Below are 17,148 nucleotides of genomic sequence, written 5' to 3'. Positions count from 1 at the left end.
GGTCAGCTTGTGTCCTAGACGAACGGCCACATCAGCGGAGTTCGAGCGATTTGGCGTTGGCCTGATGTCACTCTCCGTGAGTCAGTTGGACGGGACGAATCACCTGTCCAGGTAACCGTCGTCCGGGCGGTCCACGCGGCCGCCGCCGTCCTCGGTCTCCTCGATGTGCATCGCGGTCTCCTCCGACGCGGTCACGTGCCCACCGGCCTCCTCGACCGCGACCGCGTCCGGCTCGTCGTCGACGGGCTCGCCGCCACCCAGCGGGGTCGTGAACTGGTGCTCAGTCATGCCCTGGTGGTTTCCGGCGAACCGGACGCGCAAACGTCGGCAGTGCGGCGCCGGGAGGTCGTGACGGAACCGGAGGACGTCGTCGCGCGACGGCGCTAGGGTCGAGGCATGATCGCCGAGGACCTCCAGCGCTACCTCCAGGCCTCCCGCGACTCGGTGCTGTCCTCTTTGGACGGACTGAGCGAGTACGACGTGCGCCGCCCGCTCGTTCCCAGCGGCACCAACCTGCTCGGCCTCGTGAAGCACCTGGTCGGCATCGAGTTCGGCTACCTCGGCGACTCCGTGGGCCGCCCCGCGCCCGTGGTGCTGCCGTGGAACGAGGACGGGTCGGTCTGGGAGAACGGCGACATGTGGGCCAAGCCCACCGAGAGCCGCGAGTACCTCGTCGGCCTCTACCGCGAGGCTTGGCGGCACGCGGACGCCTCGATCGCGGAGCTGCCGCTGGACGCCCCGGCGTCGGTGCCGTGGTGGGCGGAGCACAAGCGCGAGACGACGTTCGGGCACCTGCTGGTCCGCGTCGTGGCGGACACCGCGCAGCACGCCGGGCACTGCGACATCGTGCGCGAGCTCGTCGACGGGCGGTCCGGCGCGAGCAACCCCGACGGCTACTACGACCTGGTCCTGCGCATGGCCGGTGCGCCGAGCACGGACGGGAACGCGTAACGCCGGCAGCGGATCGAGCTGAGCACCCTTGTCGAAAGTCAGTGCCGATCGGTTCCGATGGACAGGGGCGCGCCGGCCGGGACCTTCGTAGTTTCGGCTGGGTGACTTGGCTGACTGTGGGCACCGACGCGGTGCTCGGTGTGTTCGCGGTGATGTTCGCGCTGTTGTGGTTGCGGCACCGGCTCAGGGCGTTCCTCGCCGGGGCGGGTGTCGTGGTGGCCTACGCGATCAGCGAGGTCGTCAAGCTGGTCGTCCGGGAGGAACGGCCGTGCCGCGCGGCGCCGTCGATCGCGGAGTGCCCGGCGCCGGGCGACTGGTCCTTCCCCAGCAACCACTCGGTGATCGCGGGTGCCTCGGCGATGGCGATCTGGGCGCTGCACAGGACCTACGGCTGGATCGCCGCGGTGTGTGCGGTCGCGGCGGCTGCCTCCCGCGTCGTAGTGGGTGTCCACTATGTACACGACGTCATGGCCGGGCTGGCGCTCGGAGCGTTGGTGTCGTGGGGGATCGCGGTGCTGCTGGAGAAGAGGCTGCCGGTCCGGCAACGGCGTGAGGAGGTGGAGGCGCCGACCGTGGTGCTGCAACGACTGCGATGATGGACGCCGTGTGGGAGGTCCTGCTCTACCTGCTCCTGTTCGTCCTGGCGTTCGCACTCGTGCGCACCCGTCCCGCGGTCGCTCTCGGCACCGCCCTGGGTTCCTGGCTCGTCTGCTACCTCATCAGCGTCGAGTTCGACGTCAGGGTGGTGGCGCTCGCTCCCGCACTCGCGCTGCTCAGCTTCCTCGCGGGCCGGCACGCCGCCGACCCGCGGCCCACGGCGATCGCCCTGACCGCGGCCGAGGTCGCCGGTGTCGTCGTCGCCCTGACCGAGCGCGGGGGTTCGGACACCGCGCTCGCCGTCACCTCCGGCATCGGTGTGCTCGGCGTGGTGCCGTGGGCGTTCGGGCGGTTCCGGCGCCGGTTCGCCGAGCTGCGCGAGGTCGGCTGGGAACACGCGGCCCTGCTGGAGCGCGACGTCGACAACGCGCGCGACTCCGAGCGCGCACGTCTTGCCGGTGAGATGCACGACCTCGTCGGTCACGAGCTCGCCCGGGCCGCGCTCCTCGTGGGTGCGCTGGAACTGGAACCGACGCTCACGGCACCACAGCGCGAGGCGGCCAGGACCGCGCGGGCGAGCGTCACGGCCGCGGCGGAACGGCTGGCCGACGTCATGCAGGTGCTGCGCGCCGACGAGGACGAACCCGTGGCGACGATCGAGGAAGTCGTCGCCAGGAGCGGACTCGACGTCGAGCTCACCAACCACCGCAGGACCGCGATCGACGGCATCATCGCGAGGACCGTGCACCGGGTGGTCGCCGAGGCGCTGACGAACGTGATCAAGCACGCCCCCGGCGCGAAGGTCGCCGTGACCCTCACCGCGAACCTCGAGCTGCGGATCACCAACGGCCCGGCGCCGAGGACGCAGGCGGTCGGCAGCGGCAAGGGACTGGTGGGCCTGGCCGAACGCGTCGCGCTCGTCGGCGGCTGGTTCGAGGCGGCACCGTCGGACGACGGCGGCTTCGAGGTCAGGGTCAAGCTCCCGGAACAGCCGCGAGCGAGGACGACGCCCACCCACGTGCGCCGCGAACGCACGGAGGAGGAGATCCGCAAGAGCGCTCGCAGGACCGTGCTGATCACGTCGGTCGTGTGCGCCGGCATCGCGATCGGCGTGCCGGGCTACATGGTGTTCGACGCGGTGACGTCGGTGCTCACACCGCACCAGTTCGAACGGGCAGAACTCGGGCAACGCGAGGACGACCTCGACCTGCCGCTGCGCACCCGCGTCGACAACCCGCTCGGCGTCACCGCGCCCCCCGGCACCGAGTGCCGCTACTACAGCACGCACCCCAACCCGTTCGACGGCGACCGCCACGACCTGCACCAGCTGTGCTTCCGGGATGATCGACTCGTGTCGAAGCAGTGGCTCGCGAGGAGGAGCGGGTGATCAGGGTCGTGCTCGCCGACGACGAACCGGTGGTCAGGTTCGGCGTCAAGGCCGTCCTCGCGACGGCGGGGGACGTCGAGGTGGTCGCGGAGGCGGAGAACGGCAGCGAGGTCGTCGACAAGGTGGCCCGGCACCGGCCCGACGTCGCCGTGCTGGACATCCGCATGCCCGTGCTGGACGGGCTGGACGCGGCGAGGATCATCCGCGAGTGCCATCCGGCCACGAAGACGCTGGTGCTGACGACGTTCGCCGACGACTCCTACATCAGCCGGGCGCTGGGGGAGGGCGCGGCGGGGTTCGTGCTGAAGACCGGCGACCCGCAGGAGATCATCTCGGGAGTCCGCGCCGTCGCGGGCGGTGGTGCGTTCCTGTCCCCGCTGGTCGCCAAGCGGGTCGTCGACCAGCTGTCCCGCGCACACCCCCGGCCGCTCGCGGCCCGGCGCATCGAGGTCCTGACCGCACGGGAGCGCGAGGTGCTCGGGCTTCTCGGCGCCGGGCTGTCGAACGCGGAGATCGCGGCGCGCCTGCACGTGGTCGAGGGCACGGTGAAGGTCTACGTGAGCACGATCTTCCGCCAGCTCGGGGTGAAGAACCGGGTGCAGGCGGCGATCATCGCCCACGAGTCGGGGATCATCCCGGCGAGCTGACCCCGGTCAGGTGCGGACGCCGATGCCCGAGATCGCCCGGACCTCCATCTCGGCGGCCTTGGCGTCGAGTTCCGGCTCCCGCTTCGAGAAGATCGTCGCCAGGAACCCGCACAGGAACGAGAACGGGATCGAGACGAGTCCCGGGTTGCCCAGCGGGAACCACGCGAAGTCGACGTCCGGGAAGATCGACGTCTTCGCCCCGGACATCACCGGCGAGAAGATGATCAGCACCAGGCACGAGCCCAGACCGCCGTAGATGCTCCACAGCGTGCCGGTGGTGTTGAAGCGCCGCCAGAAGATCGTGTAGAGGATCGTCGACAGGTTCGCGGACGCGGCCAGCGCCAGTGCCAGCGACACGAGGAACGCGACGTTCTGCCCGTTCGCCGCGATGCCGCCCACGATCGACAGGATGCCGACGACGACGGCGGTCAGCCGTGCGACCCGGATCTCCCTGCGGGGTTCGACGTCGCCGCGCTTGATGACGTTCGCGTAGACGTCGTGGGCGAACGAGGCGGAGGCCGCCAGGGTCAGGCCCGCGACGACGGCGAGGATCGTGGCGAACGCCACCGCGGAGACGATGCCGAGCAGCACCGCGCCACCGATCTCGAACGCCAGCAGCGGTGCGGCGGAGTTCTCGCCACCCGGTGCCGCGGCGATCTTGTCGGAGCCGACCAGCGCCATCGCGCCGAAACCGATCACCAGCGTGCACAGGTAGAAGATGACCATCGTCCACGTGGCCCACACGACCGAACGGCGAGCCTCGGCCGCGTTCGGCACCGTGTAGAAGCGCATCAGCACGTGCGGCAGTGAAGCGATGCCAAGCACCAGCGAGAGGGCGAGCGAGACGAAGTCCAGTTTGGACATCGCGCTGAAGCCGTACTTCGCGCCGGGGTCGAGAACGGCCTCGCCGAGCGTGTTCATCTCGGTGGCCTGCTGCATGATCGCCGACAGGCTGAAGCCGAACTTGCCGAGCAGGAAGATGCTCATCAGCGTCACGCAGAGCAGCAGCAGGACGGCCTTGATGATCTGCACCCAGGTCGTGCCCTTCATGCCACCGACCAGCACGTAGAGCACCATGACCATGCCGACCAGGGCGATCAGCACCGCCTGGCCCCACTTCGAGGTCACGTTGAGCAGCAGCGCGATCAGGCCGCCGGCCCCCGCCATCTGCGCGATCATGTAGAAGAACGAGATCACCAGGGTCGCGTTCGCGGCGGCGGCGCGGACCGGGCGCTGCTTCATCCGGAACGCCAGCACGTCGCCGACGGTGAAGCGGCCGGTGTTGCGCAGGCCCTCCGCGATCAGCAGCAGGCCGACGAGCCACGCGACGACCCAGCCGACGGAGTAGAGGAACCCGTCGTAGCCGTGCGCCGCGATGCCGCCGGAGATGCCGAGGAACGACGCGGCGGACAGGAAGTCACCGGACAGCGCCACGCCGTTCTGGGCGCCGGTGAACGAGCTGCCGGCGGCGTAGTAGTCCGACGCCGTCACGTTCCGGCTGGAGACGCGGTAGACGACGTAGAGGGTGATCAGGACGAACACCGCGAAGACGCTGAGGTTCAGCACCGGGTTGCCGGTGGTGGGCATGCCTTACTCCTCGACGCCAATCTTCTCGGCGAGCAATGTGCGCTGCGGGTCCAGCCGTCGCTTCGCGTAACGGGCATAACCGAGCGTGATGATGATCGAAGTCACGAACTGCCCGAGGCCTAGCAGGATTCCCAGGTTGATCACGCCGATCACCTTGGTGCTGACCAGTTCTTTCGCGTACGCGGACAGCAGGACGAAGGTGAGGTAGGACGCGAGGAAAAGCGCGGTCATCGGGAAGACGAACGTCGTGAGCCGGCGACGCAGAGTGCGGAATTCGTCGGTCTGCCGAATCAGCTCGAACTTCGGGTTGCCGTCGGAATCCACGTACGACAAAGTTTCGGGGTCGTCGAACGACGCGAAACCCCGGATTTCCCGGTACCCCTGCTGCGCTTCGCCAGGCGACCTGATCGCCTTGGTCATGTACCCCTGCCCCTCGTGTGCGGCGGCCCCACTGTAGCGCTCTCACGTGTGCAGTCAACGTGACGGAGAACCCGGAAACGGTCCAAACCGGACCGGTGCCGGACGGGAACCGGGCTGCATGCGGGACACTCCATTCGTCTCAAATGGTGCGTCTCGCACCTTGTGCCAACACGAGCAGGAGTGTTGCGCCGCATGCAACACCGAAGCCTCCGGCCTGAACGTTGTCGCACGTGTGCGCCTGCCCTACGATCGATCGGTCCGCGTTTTGGTGACGGTTGGGGATAAAGTGGGGTTCTTAGCGCGCGAACGCCAAGTCGCGCCTCCCGGATGGAACCGCTGGCTCGTTCCGCCCGCGGCGCTGGCGATTCATCTCTCCATTGGTCAGGCCTACGCCTGGAGCGTCTTCAAGACGCCTCTGGAGAAATCGCTCGGCATCACGGGAACGCAGTCCGCCCTGCCGTTCCAGCTCGGCATCGTGATGCTCGGGCTCTCCGCCGCGGTGCTCGGGACGACGGTCGAGCGCAGAGGCCCGCGCTGGGCGATGCTCATGTCGCTGCTCGCGTTCTGCTCCGGCCTGCTGATCTCCGCGGTCGGCGTGTGGGCGGGCATGTACTGGGTCGTCGTCGTGGGTTATGGCCTCGTCGGCGGCATCGGTCTCGGCATCGGCTACATCTCGCCCGTCTCGACCCTGATCAAGTGGTTCCCCGACCGGCCGGGCATGGCGACCGGCATCGCGATCATGGGTTTCGGCGGCGGTGCGCTGATCGCGTCGCCGTGGTCCACCTCGATGCTGACGGCGTTCGGCTCCACGACGTCGGGCATCGGCCAGGCCTTCCTCGTGCACGGCATCGCCTACGCGGTCTTCATGAGCCTCGGCGTGCTGCTGATCCGCCTGCCCTCCCCGGAGTTCACCGCGCAGAAGGAAGCGCTGCTCAAGGACAGGCCGAAGGCGGGCGTCGCCCACAACGTCTCCGCGAACAACGCGATCAGGACTCCGCAGTTCTGGCTGCTGTGGGTCGTGCTGTGCTTCAACGTCACCGCGGGCATCGGCATCCTGGAGAAGGCCGCGCCGATGCTGGTCGACTTCTTCAAGGAGTCCTCGACGCCGGTCGCCGCGACGGCCGCCACCGGTTTCGTCGCGCTGCTGTCGGCTGCGAACATGGCCGGCCGGTTCGTCTGGTCGTCCACTTCGGACGTCGTGGGCCGCAAGAACATCTACCGCCTCTACCTCGGCGTCGGCGCGCTGCTCTACCTGGTGCTGCTGACGCTCGGCTCGACCAGCACGCCGCTGTTCGTCATCGCGGCGATGGTGATCCTGTCGTTCTACGGCGCGGGCTTCGCGACCGTTCCGGCGTACCTGCGCGACCTGTTCGGCACCTACCAGGTCGGCGCGATCCACGGCCGCCTGCTCACGGCGTGGTCCGTGGCCGGCGTGCTCGGGCCGCTGATCGTCAACGCCATCGCGGACGCGGGCAAGAAGGCCGGGCACACCGGACCCGACCTGTACGCCACGTCGTTCTACATCATGATCGCGCTGCTGGTCGTCGGCTTCATCGCCAACGAGCTGATCCGCCCGGTCGACCCGAGGTTCCACGAGCCCGAGGCCGTCGTGCGGGCGCAGGAGCCCGCCGGCAGCGGCGACGACGGCACCGCCGCCAAGTGGAACGAGGCAGAGGCGGCCGACGCCGCCGAGGAGCAGGACGCGGAAGGCGTGGTGAAGAAGTGAGCTCATCCCGGGAGAACCCGTCGAGCACGTTGTTGCTGGTCGGTGCGTGGCTGTGGGTGGGCCTCCCGCTCGCCTACGGCCTGTACCGGCTCTTCCTGAACGCGGCCAAGCTCTTCGTCTGATGTTCACCTCGCTCGTCAACTGGCGCAACTGGCGCCTGCCGGTGAAGCTCGCCGCGGTGTTGATCGTTCCGGTCGCCATCGCGGTGGGTGCCGGCGTGCTGCACATCGGCACGCAGATCGACCGCGCCGACTCCTACTCGGCCCTGCAACGGCTCGTGAAGGTCCGCGCGGCCCTGATCCCCGTGATCGACGGCGTGCAGGAGGAACGGCGCATCGTCGCCGAGGGCGCGGGTCCGCGGGTCCTCGCCGAGCAGGTCAAGCGCACCGACGACGCCCGCGCGGCGTTGCGCGCCCAGATCGCCAAGACCTCGCTCGGCGAGGTCGTCACCGCCCGCATGAACGACGTGCAGGCCGGCATCGGCGACCTGCCGGCGTTGCGCGAGCGGGCGGGCGGCGACGTGCCGGCCGTGATCAGGACCTACAGCGAGCTCACCGACTCGTTGCTCGACGTGGACGAGGTCCTGGCGAGCGAGTTCGGCGACGCCGCGCTGCTGCGCACGGCCATGGGCCTGCACCACGTCGTGCACGTGCGGGACCAGGTCCTGTACCAGCAGGCCGTCGTGCTGTCCGGGCTCGCCCGCGGTCAGCTGACCAACGCCGAGGTGCGGTCCCTGGTCGAGTCGAACGTGAAGCTCGGCTACATCGCGGACGAGTTCGCCGCGCTCGCCACGCCGGACCAGATGAAGACCTACGGCAAGAACTTCAACGGCCCGGACGTCGAGGCGCAGCGCACGATGCTCGCCACCGCGGTGCTGCACCCGACGTCGGACGCGGCGAACACCGGCACGGGCACCACCAGGTCCAGGCAGCCGCTGCCGATCGCGGCGGCGGACTGGAGCAGGGCCTCGGGTGCCGTGGCGGTGGCGATGGGCGGTGTCGTCACGGGTCTGCAGGACGACCTGCGCACCACCGCGGACCGCCTGCGCGACGAGTCGAGCGACGCGGCGGGCACGGCGTCCGCGATCCTGTTCGCCAGCCTGGTCCTGGCCGCCACTGTCGGGTTCGTCGTCGGCCGCTACCTGCTGCGCTCGCTGAACGAGCTGCGCCGCTCCGCCCTCGACGTGGCCTGGGACAAGCTCCCCGAGATGGTCGCGACCGGGCGGGGCAGCACCGACATCGAGCCGGTGCCGGTGCACACGACCGAGGAGTTCGGCCAGGTGGCGCGCGCGTTCGACGCGGTGCACCAGCAGGCCGTGAAGTCGGTGATCGAGCAGGCGGGCATGCGCGCCAACATGCGCAACATCTTCGTGAACCTCTCGCGCCGCAGCCAGAGCCTCGTCGAACGGCAACTCAAGCTGATGGAGGAGCTGGAGAAGTACGAGGAGGACCCCGACCAGCTGGCGAACCTGTTCAAGCTCGACCACCTCGCCACCCGCATGCGCCGCAACAACGAGAACCTGATGGTGCTCTCCGGTGGCGACGTGGCGCGCCGGTTCCACAAGCCGATCCCGCTCACCGACGTGCTGCGCGCGGCGGCCGCGGAGATCGAGCAGTACCAGCGTGTGATGGTGCACACGGCGCCCAACGCCGAAGTGGTCGGTTACGTGGCGAGCGACCTCGTCCGGCTGCTGGCCGAGCTCCTCGACAACGCGACGGCTTTCTCGCCGCCGCACACCCAGGTCGCGATCAGCGCGTCGATCGAGGCGGGCGGCATCGTGCAGATCGACGTGGTCGACCAGGGCATCGGCATCGACCCCGAGGCACTGGGGGCGGTGAACCACCGCCTGGAGGCCGCGGGCGAGGGCGTGGACGTCCAGGTTTCCCGCGAAATGGGTCTCTTCGTCGTCGGCAGGCTCGCCGCGCGCCACCAGATCGTGGTACGCCTGGATGCGAAACAAGGCACGGGCACTCGCGCGATCGTGTTGGTTCCCGCCGAACTGGCACCACAACGCGAGGAGTCCTGGGAGTCTTTCCGGGGGGAGGCGATCGATCGGAAGCAGGCGTCGTGGTTCCAGCAGACGTCCGCCGCCGCACCGCCCCCGCCCCCCGCACGCGCACGCCAGACGCCGGAGTCGGCCCGCGGCTTCCTCGACGCGTTCCAGCGAGGAGTGCAGCGCGGCCTCCCCGACCACCAGGAGAGTCGATGAGCACGCAGGTTGACCAGTTCGGCTGGCTGGTCACCAACTTCGCCGAACGCACACCGGGCATCGAGCACGCCGTCGTCATCTCGGCGGACGGGCTGGTGCTGGTCTCGACGTCGAAGCTGCCGGCGCAGGTCGCGCCGCAGTTCGCGGCGATCGTCGCCGGGGTGGTGTCCCTCGCCGAGTCGGCCTCGCAGTGCTTCGCCGGCGAGGCGGTCGTGCGCACCGTCGTCCAGATGGACCGGGGCGTCATGCTGCTGTCCTCGATCAGCGACGGCTCCGTCCTCGCCGTGCTGGCCTCGTCGTCGGCGGACGTCGCCCAGGTGGCGTACGAGATGACGGTCGTCGTGCGGCAGGTGGGCCAGCTGCTCACGCCCGAGCTGCGGGCCGAGCTGGCATGAGCGGGGACTCCGGCGACCAGGTCAGCTTCGGCGACCTGATCAGCGGGTTCAGCTTCGACAGCGAACGGATCCGCAAGCGCGGCAGGAAGAACAAGACGGAGCAGCGAGCCCCGGAACCCCCGCGCGAACCGGACCCGTACGCCACGACGGCGTTCGAACCGGTCCCACCGCTGCCCTCGGTCGAGACGGGCGTCGAGACGTCGTCCTCGATCGTGCGGGCCTACGCGTGGACCGGCGGCCGCACCACCTCCGACGTGCACCTGGAGATCGAGACCCTGGTCTCGGTGAACGAGTTCTCGGCCACCGCCGTGCGTCCCGAGCACCAGGACGTGCTGGCGCTGTGCGTGCAACCGCGCTCGGTGGCGGAGATCGCCGCCCTGCGCGGCCTGCCGCTCGGCGTCACGAAGGTGCTGCTCGGGGACATGGCGGGGCACGGGCTGGTCGACGTGCACCGGACCGCGTCGTCGTACGGCGGGGACAGGCCGGACGGGATGCTGCTGGAACGCGTGCTGGCGGGGTTGCGCCGGCTGTAGGGCGCGTCGGCCTCCCCTTCGGCCTCCCCGGACGCTGCTACGGTCGAGATCACATCTGGGGAGGTAGAGCGTGGAGTTCCAGGACGTCGTCCGCCGCCGCCGAATGGTGCGGAAGTTCACCGGGGAGCCGGTCAGCGACGAGAGCATCCAGCGGATCATGCGCAACGCCGTGCGCGGCCCGTCCGCCGGCTTCTCGCAGGGTCAGGGGTTCCTCGTGCTGCAGGGGGAGCAGCTCGAGCGGCTGGCCGGGATGTTCGAGTGGTGGGGCGGGGAGGACGCCAAGACGGCGCCGGTCGTCGTCATCCCCTTCTCGGCCAAGGAGGTCTACCTCGAGCGGTACGCGCAGGCCGACAAGGGGTGGACCGACCGCAGCGAGGACCACTGGCCGGTGCCCTACTGGGACATCGACACCGGCATGGCGGCGCTGCTGATCCTGCAGACCGCCGTCGACGAGGGGCTCGGCGCCGTCTTCTTCGGCATCGACAAGGACACGTGGCCCGAGCTGCGCGCCGCTTTCGGGGTGCCGGACATGTACGTGCCGATCGGCATGATCGCGATCGGGCACCCGGCGGAGGAGGGCGTCTCCGAGGGCGCCTCGCCGCGCACGCGCAAGCGCAAGCCGCTCGACCAGGTCGTGCACTGGGGCCGGTGGGAGTGAGGTCGTTCGGCCTGCTCGGGCCGTTGGACGTGGTGCTCGACGGGTGCCGCGTCCACGTCCCGGCGGGCAAGAGGCGGGTCGTGCTCGCCGCGCTGCTGCTGCGGCCGGGGCAGGTGGTCGGCGTCGACGAACTGGCCGAGCTGGCGGGCGGGTCGCGCCACGCCCTGCAGACCACGGTCGGGCGGTTGCGGGAGGCGCTGCCCGGCCTCGTCCACACCAAACCCGGCGGTTACCTGCTGGACGTGCGGCCCGACGAGGTCGACATCCACCTGTTCGACCGGCTCGCACCGCGGGCGGCGCTGGAGCTGTGGCGCGGCCGCCCGTTCGCGGACATCGGCAGCGACGCGCTCGAACGCGACCACGTGCCCGCGCTGACCGAGAAGTACCTGACGGCGCTGGAAGCGCGGATCGAAGCCGACCTCGCGGCCGGGGAGCACGACCGGCTCGTCCCCGAACTGCGCTCGCTCACCCGGCAGCACCCGGCCAGGGAACGGCTGTGGGCCCAGTTGGTCGTCGCGCTGCACCGCTGCGACCGGCAGACCGAGGCGTTGCAGGCGTACGACGACATCCGCCGCCGGCTCGCCGAGGAGCTGGGCCTCGACCCCGGCAGGGACCTGCAGGAGGCCCACCGGCAGGTGCTCACGGCCGACAACAGGCCGAAGAGCCGCAACGACCTGCCCGGCGACATCGCCGACTTCGCGGGCCGTGCCGAGGACCTGGACGAGATCCTCGCCGCCGTGCCGTCCGGGTGCGTCGCGATCACCGCCATCGACGGCATGGCGGGCATCGGCAAGACCACGCTCGCCGTTCGCGCGGCCCACCGCCTCGCCGGGAGGTTCCCGGACGCCCAGCTGTTCGTCGACCTGCACTCCCACACCGACGGCGTCGAACCCCGCACACCGGCGGACGCCCTGCTGACGTTGCTCACCGCGCTCGGCGTGCCCGCCGAGGACATCCCGGACGACCTCGACGCCCGCGCCGCCCGGTGGCGCGCGGAAATGGCGCACCGCAGGGCACTCGTGGTGCTCGACAACGCGGGCAGCGCCGCCCAGGTGCGCCCGCTGCTGCCCGGAACGGGTCTGGTGCTCGTCACCAGCAGGCGCCGGCTCGTCGACCTCGACGCCGCCCACACCGTCTCGCTCGACGTGCTGTCCGAAGAGGACGCGCTGGCCCTGCTCGCGAGCATCGTCCGCAGGGACGGCGAAGACTGCCGGGAGGTCGTGCGGCTCTGCGGGTACCTCCCGCTGGCCGTGCGGATCGTCGGTGCCCGCTGGCGCACGAGACCGGCGTGGTCCGCGCGGGACCTGGTCCGCCGCCTCACCGAGCAACGCCTGACGGAGCTGACGGCGGGGGAACGCAGCGTCGCGGGAGCGTTCGCCCTGTCCTATCGGCAACTCACGGCCGAGCAGCAGCGGTTGTTCCGGCGGCTCGGCCTGCACACCGGCGAGGACTTCGACGCCCACCTCGCGGCGGCGATCGTCGGCTCGACGCGGGCGGAGGCCGAACGTCTGCTGGACGAGCTGCTGGACGTGCACCTGGTGCAGCAGAAGGAGAACGGCCGCTACCGCTTCCACGACCTGCTGGCCGAGCACGCGAAGGCGTCAGTCGAGCCGGGGGAGAGGGACGAGGCAATCACCCGAATTCTCGACTTCTACCTGCGCGGTGCGGAGGACTCCGCCCGCAAGATCGCCCCCGGCCGGCCGAAGTTCCACTCCGCCGTCACCTCCGAACTCGTCGACCCGCCCGTGTTCGCGAGCCCGGTCGAAGCCCTCGCGTGGCAGGGCGCGGAGCGGTCGAACCTCAAGGCCGCCGTGTACCTGGCGGCGTATGAGGGGCATTATCGGCACGCCTGGCAGTTGCCGTCCCACTTGGCGCACTACCTGTGGTTGAGCGGCTCGGGGCGGGAGCGCGTCGAGGTGCAGAGCGTCGCACTGGCGGCCGCGCACGCGCTCGGAGATCTCAAAGCGCGGGCGGAAGCGTTGCGGGGCCTGGGTTCGGCGTACATGGACGACGGCAACCCGAAGGCCGAGGAGCACCTGCGCGAAGCGATCGACCTCACGCGGCAGATCGGTGACCTGCGGGGTGAGGCGTCTGCGATGGGGCTGCTCGGCATGATCGCGCGCGAACGACGCGACTACGACAGGTCGATGGAGCACTTCGAACGCGGGCTCGTGCTCATGCGGCAGGCGGACGCGCCCACCGGAGTGGCCAACGCGCTGCACAACATCGGCATCAACCACGCGGAGTTGGGACGGACCGAGCAGGCCCTCTCGTACATGCGGGAGGCAGCCGCGATCGTGGAGGAACGCGGTGATGTCCGCGAGCTCGCGGTGACGTTGCACAACATCGCCCACGTCCACGTCGACTCCTTTGAGGACGACGAGTGCCTGGCCTGCATGCGGCTGTCGCTCGCCGCCTACCGGGAGTGCGGCGACAAGCGGGGCGAGGCGCTCGCCCTGGCGGACTTCGCCCGCTGGCGCTACGAGATGGGCCACCTCGCCGTCGCGGGTGAGCAGGCCCGGGAAGTCGCGAGGCTCTGCAGGGAGTACACGAACCTGCCCGACGACGAAGCCGTGCTGGCCGCGATGAACGACGTCCGCGACCACGTCGGGCAGATGACCTTGTACGTCGCCCTCTCGCTCGACGCACTGACGGGTGGCCGGCCCGCCGAGTCGATCGGCTACCTGCGGCGGTTCCAGCGTCTCGGGAAGGTGCGCCGCTGGTGGAGCGACGAACGCGTCTTCCAGCAGTTCGCCGCCGCGTACCTGGAGCTCGGCGACCGGGAGACCGCCCTCCGGTACGCGCAGCAGGCGGTGGAGGCCGCGGAGCGCGGCCATCAGCCCCGCACCCTCGCCTTCGCGCGCCAGACCCTCGCTAGAGCGAAAGCCCCAGCGCCACCAGCGTGATCACGGCCGCCGCCAGCACGGCGAACGCCACCCACTGCTGCACCCTGTCACTGGTCCTGCGCATCCCTGCTCCCCTCGGTGGTGTCGCCACCGAGGGTGTGGGAGCCCGTTCCCACGCCGTCCCCACCCCGATCACACCCTGTTCGGGGAATGCGCGGGAAGACAACGGGAAAATTTGTGACCGTCCACCGGCACGAGGAGACCGGCCGCCACGACGAGGCGGACGCGCTCCCGGTGTTCCAGCGGGGACCTGGCCGGAGGCGCTGACGGACCCGGGCCGCCGGTGGTCAGCCGACGGTCAGCGCCGCTCGGCACCTTGTGGGCACACCGACTCACAGGGGGCACCACCATGACGAACGTCCTGATCTCCGGCGCCGGCATCGGCGGACCGGCGCTCGCGTACTGGCTGCGCCACCACGGCTTCGACGTCACCGTGGTGGAGCCGGCGCGCGGCCCGCGTCCCGGCGGCCAGGCCGTCGACGTGCGTGGCCCCGCGCTGGAGGTGGTCGAGCGCATGGGCCTCGGCGAGCGGCTGCGGTCGTTCAGCACGAACATGCGCGGCATGAGCGTCGTCGACGCCGAGGGCACCGAGCTGTTCTGCTCCACCACGCACACCATGAGCGGTGGCGACCTCGCGAGCCCCGACGTGGAGTTGTTGCGCGACGACCTGGCTCGTCTGCTCTTCGACGCCGGGGACGGTGTGGAGTACCTGTTCGGCGACACGATCACGTCGATCGACGGCACCCGCGTGACGTTCGAGAAGGCGGCGCCGCGCGACTTCGACGTCGTCGTCGGTGCCGACGGCCTGCACTCGAACGTCCGCGGGCTGGTCTTCGGGCCCGAGACGGAGTTCGCCACGCACCTCGGCACGAACCTCGCCGTCTTCACCGCGCCGAACTTCCTGGGGCTCGACCACTGGCAGGTCTTCCAGCAGGGCGACGTCGTCGGAGGTGGCGTCATGAGCGCCCGGTCCAACGCCGAATGCCGTGTGTACATGGGGTTCTACGGCGAGGTGTCGTTCGACCACCGCGACGTCGACGCGCAGCGCCGGTTGGTCGCCGAGAAGTTCGCCGGCGCCGGCTGGATCTGGCCGGCCGCGCTGGAGCACATGTGGGAGGCGCCGGACTTCCACTTCGACTCGATGAGCCAGATCCGGATGGACTCGTGGTCGAGCGGGAACGTCGTGCTGCTGGGAGACGCCGGCTACTGCGGATCACCGTTGTCCGGTCAGGGAACCAGCATGGCGCTCGTCGCCGCCTACGTGCTCGCCGGTGAGCTCGCCGAGGACCCTTCGAACGCTTTCCGGCGCTACGAGGAGCTCCTGCGGCCGTACGTCGTGGCGAACCAGGACATGGCGCTGAAGAACCAGGAGAACGGCGGCGCGCCCACGGAGGAGTTCGCCGCCGTCGTCACGAGCCTCGACCTCCCGGACTACTGATAACGCTCCTCGACGGCGGCGCGGACGGCGTCCTCGGGAACCGCGGCACCGGTGAACCGCGCCACCGCCGTGAGCCCCTTGGCGTCGAGGTGGCGCCAGTCGGTGAAGTCCAGTCCCTCCACGGCTTGCAGCACCTCGGGGTCGTCACCGAAGTCGTCCTCGTCGAGCACGTCACCGCTCCACAGGACCTGACCGCCGCGGGCGAACGACAGCCGCCGGTGGCTGTTGACGTTCCAGAAGTGGCTGGCGGCCTTCCCGTTGCGGGACAGGCGTTCCAGCACCTCCGGCCGTGTGCCCCGGTAGTTGTTGTCCTCGATCACGACCACACCGCCGTCGATCTCCACGACGACGGCGTCCTCCTCGAACTCGCCCGCCACATCGGTGACGCCGCGGGCGACGGTGACGGTCGCGGCCACCTCCAGCAACCGCTTCAGCCAGCGGTGCGGGGCCTCCGGCCGGACGATCGGCGGGGGAGCGGGCTCCCCTCGCACGAGGTGGCCGAGGCGGTCGGTCTTCAGGCGCAGCACCGGGTCCGCGATCGGTGCGGGCCAGATCAGCAGCTCGTAGCGTTCGTCCCCCTCGTCGCGGCCGGTCGCGCTGACCCGCACCCGGAACGGTCCGCCCCAGGGAGCGGTGGAGCCGTGCCCGAACCTCGCCCCGCCCCGCGCCGCCGTGTAGCTGATCTCGGCGATCTCGTCCCAGCCCTCCGGCAGCGGTTCGGGGGGTTCCTCCAGCAGGACGGCCACGGACACGGGCACCTCGCCCTGAGCGATGCCGGTGCGGACCGCGAAGCCGGTGTCCACCGGGGCGGCGAGACCGGTCGCGGTGAAGTCGGGCGTGCTCAGCCCCAGTTCCTCGACCAGCAGGAACTCGTGGTCGAAGACCGGGACGACCGTGCTCCAGGACGAGCCCTGGTACTCCGCGCGCCGCTTGGCCAGCAACGCCTGCTCGTAGGCGTGCGGCAGAGGGCTCTCCGCCAGGACCTCCGAAGCCGCGCCGAGCGCGATCCCGACGACCGCCGCCGGGTCGGCCGCCGTCGTGGAGCCGAGCGCGGTGAGGACCGCCCTGGACACCGCCACGGCGGTCGAGAGGTGCACCGCGCCGCGCTGGGTGGCGATGGCGGCCTCGTCGCCGTCGAGCCCGCTCAGGTCAGGCAGCAACGCGCGCACCTGGTCGACGACGAGATCGCTCGCACCGGGGTGCATCCCCTCCACGACGATCATCGGGACGTGCATCGCGCTTTCGCCGCCCGAGGTCAGGTACGAGAACGTGTGCCCGGCCGGAACCGGCCGCAGTCCGGCGACGACCTCCTGCGGGGCGACGACGTCGAGCCGCGCCACCGCCAGTTCCAGCGCACCGAGCAACCGCTCCGCGGTCAGCCGCGGGATGTCCCGCAACGCCTGCTGCACGACCGATCCGCTCGGGCGCTCGTCCCGCCGCCTCGGCGCGGTCCGCCTGCCCAGCTCCGCCGCCGGTGCGGCCGGGATCAGCGGTGCGATCCGCGTCGCGGCAGTGGTGATCAGCTCTTCGAAGTCCCCCATGCCCTCGATTGTGCCGGTCGGCGGCCCGGCTCACAGCCGGGGTCCTGACTGGCGCCGTGCAGGTCACGAAGAAAGAATTGGCTCAGACCATTGACGACAAAAGGGATGTTTGAGCAGTCTGGGAGCAGGGTCGCCGCCCCCGACTCGTGAGGA

At 70.3% G+C, this 17,148-nt stretch carries 16 protein-coding genes; 12 read left to right on the top strand and 4 right to left on the bottom strand.

Annotated features, from left to right (window positions below):
• Positions 1-99: 99 nt before the first annotated feature.
• Positions 100-288 carry a hypothetical protein gene (locus BLQ91_RS19870; RefSeq protein WP_143022725.1) on the bottom strand — a complete coding sequence of 63 codons (189 nt, stop codon included), beginning with the start codon at positions 286-288 and terminating at the stop codon, positions 100-102.
• Between the two features lie 108 nt (positions 289-396).
• Here BLQ91_RS19870 and BLQ91_RS19865 point away from each other — a divergent pair, with 108 nt between their 5' ends.
• The 4 genes from BLQ91_RS19865 to BLQ91_RS19850 all read left to right on the top strand — a co-directional run bounded on the left by BLQ91_RS19865 (position 397) and on the right by BLQ91_RS19850 (position 3,582).
• Positions 397-951, top strand: coding sequence for a DinB family protein (locus BLQ91_RS19865; RefSeq protein ID WP_090098482.1), 555 nt, complete (start codon positions 397-399; stop codon positions 949-951).
• Positions 952-1,052: 101 nt separating this feature from the next.
• On the top strand, positions 1,053-1,547 hold the full coding sequence (locus BLQ91_RS19860; RefSeq protein ID WP_143022724.1) for a phosphatase PAP2 family protein: 495 nt from the start codon (positions 1,053-1,055) through the stop codon (positions 1,545-1,547).
• A complete protein-coding gene (locus BLQ91_RS19855; protein WP_176959838.1) occupies positions 1,547-2,935 on the top strand; it encodes a sensor histidine kinase in 1,389 nt (462 codons plus the stop codon). Before BLQ91_RS19860 ends, BLQ91_RS19855 begins: the two co-directional genes overlap by 1 nt.
• On the top strand, positions 2,932-3,582 hold the full coding sequence (locus BLQ91_RS19850; RefSeq protein WP_090098695.1) for a response regulator: 651 nt from the start codon (positions 2,932-2,934) through the stop codon (positions 3,580-3,582). Before BLQ91_RS19855 ends, BLQ91_RS19850 begins: the two co-directional genes overlap by 4 nt.
• A 6-nt stretch (positions 3,583-3,588) precedes the next feature.
• On the opposite strand, the gene BLQ91_RS19845 is transcribed toward BLQ91_RS19850, so the two are convergent.
• Together BLQ91_RS19845 and BLQ91_RS19840 are read right to left on the bottom strand one after the other, a co-directional pair.
• The gene (locus tag BLQ91_RS19845) at positions 3,589-5,169 is read right to left on the bottom strand and encodes a solute symporter family protein (RefSeq protein WP_090098479.1); all 1,581 of its coding nucleotides are present in this window, start codon (positions 5,167-5,169) and stop codon (positions 3,589-3,591) included.
• Positions 5,170-5,172: 3 nt separating this feature from the next.
• Positions 5,173-5,589, bottom strand: a complete 417-nt coding sequence (locus BLQ91_RS19840) for a DUF485 domain-containing protein (RefSeq protein ID WP_090098477.1) — start codon at positions 5,587-5,589, stop codon at positions 5,173-5,175.
• Positions 5,590-5,875: 286 nt separating this feature from the next.
• Between BLQ91_RS19840 and BLQ91_RS19835 the strand changes: the two genes are divergently transcribed.
• From BLQ91_RS19835 to BLQ91_RS19805, 8 genes are all read left to right on the top strand, one after another.
• Positions 5,876-7,315 carry an OFA family MFS transporter gene (locus BLQ91_RS19835; protein ID WP_245733681.1) on the top strand — a complete coding sequence of 480 codons (1,440 nt, stop codon included), beginning with the start codon at positions 5,876-5,878 and terminating at the stop codon, positions 7,313-7,315.
• Positions 7,312-7,437, top strand: coding sequence for an MFS transporter small subunit (locus tag BLQ91_RS43365; protein ID WP_281199556.1), 126 nt, complete (start codon positions 7,312-7,314; stop codon positions 7,435-7,437). The genes BLQ91_RS19835 and BLQ91_RS43365 overlap by 4 nt, the downstream gene beginning before the upstream one ends.
• Entirely contained in the window at positions 7,437-9,524 is a 2,088-nt protein-coding gene (locus tag BLQ91_RS19830) for a sensor histidine kinase (protein ID WP_090098473.1), read from the top strand. The genes BLQ91_RS43365 and BLQ91_RS19830 overlap by 1 nt, the downstream gene beginning before the upstream one ends.
• The gene (locus BLQ91_RS19825; RefSeq protein ID WP_090098471.1) at positions 9,521-9,919 is read left to right on the top strand and encodes a roadblock/LC7 domain-containing protein; all 399 of its coding nucleotides are present in this window, start codon (positions 9,521-9,523) and stop codon (positions 9,917-9,919) included. The genes BLQ91_RS19830 and BLQ91_RS19825 overlap by 4 nt, the downstream gene beginning before the upstream one ends.
• Positions 9,916-10,452, top strand: coding sequence for a DUF742 domain-containing protein (locus tag BLQ91_RS19820; protein ID WP_176959837.1), 537 nt, complete (start codon positions 9,916-9,918; stop codon positions 10,450-10,452). Before BLQ91_RS19825 ends, BLQ91_RS19820 begins: the two co-directional genes overlap by 4 nt.
• Before the next feature lie 70 nt (positions 10,453-10,522).
• Positions 10,523-11,110, top strand: coding sequence for a nitroreductase family protein (locus BLQ91_RS19815; protein ID WP_090098469.1), 588 nt, complete (start codon positions 10,523-10,525; stop codon positions 11,108-11,110).
• The gene (locus BLQ91_RS19810; RefSeq protein ID WP_143022723.1) at positions 11,101-14,016 is read left to right on the top strand and encodes an AfsR/SARP family transcriptional regulator; all 2,916 of its coding nucleotides are present in this window, start codon (positions 11,101-11,103) and stop codon (positions 14,014-14,016) included. Before BLQ91_RS19815 ends, BLQ91_RS19810 begins: the two co-directional genes overlap by 10 nt.
• A gap of 349 nt (positions 14,017-14,365) precedes the next feature.
• Complete coding sequence (locus BLQ91_RS19805) at positions 14,366-15,454, top strand: FAD-dependent monooxygenase (RefSeq protein WP_090098466.1); 1,089 nt, start codon at positions 14,366-14,368, stop codon at positions 15,452-15,454.
• Here BLQ91_RS19805 and BLQ91_RS19800 read toward each other — a convergent pair.
• On the bottom strand, positions 15,448-16,995 hold the full coding sequence (locus tag BLQ91_RS19800) for a DUF6461 domain-containing protein (protein WP_090098463.1): 1,548 nt from the start codon (positions 16,993-16,995) through the stop codon (positions 15,448-15,450). The two genes, BLQ91_RS19805 and BLQ91_RS19800, sit on opposite strands and share 7 nt — an antisense overlap.
• Between the last annotated feature and the right edge of the window lie 153 nt (positions 16,996-17,148).

The organism is Lentzea jiangxiensis, assembly GCF_900104175.1.
GTDB lineage: Bacteria > Actinomycetota > Actinomycetes > Mycobacteriales > Pseudonocardiaceae > Lentzea > Lentzea jiangxiensis.
This window is presented reverse-complemented; position numbering and strand designations above follow the sequence as displayed.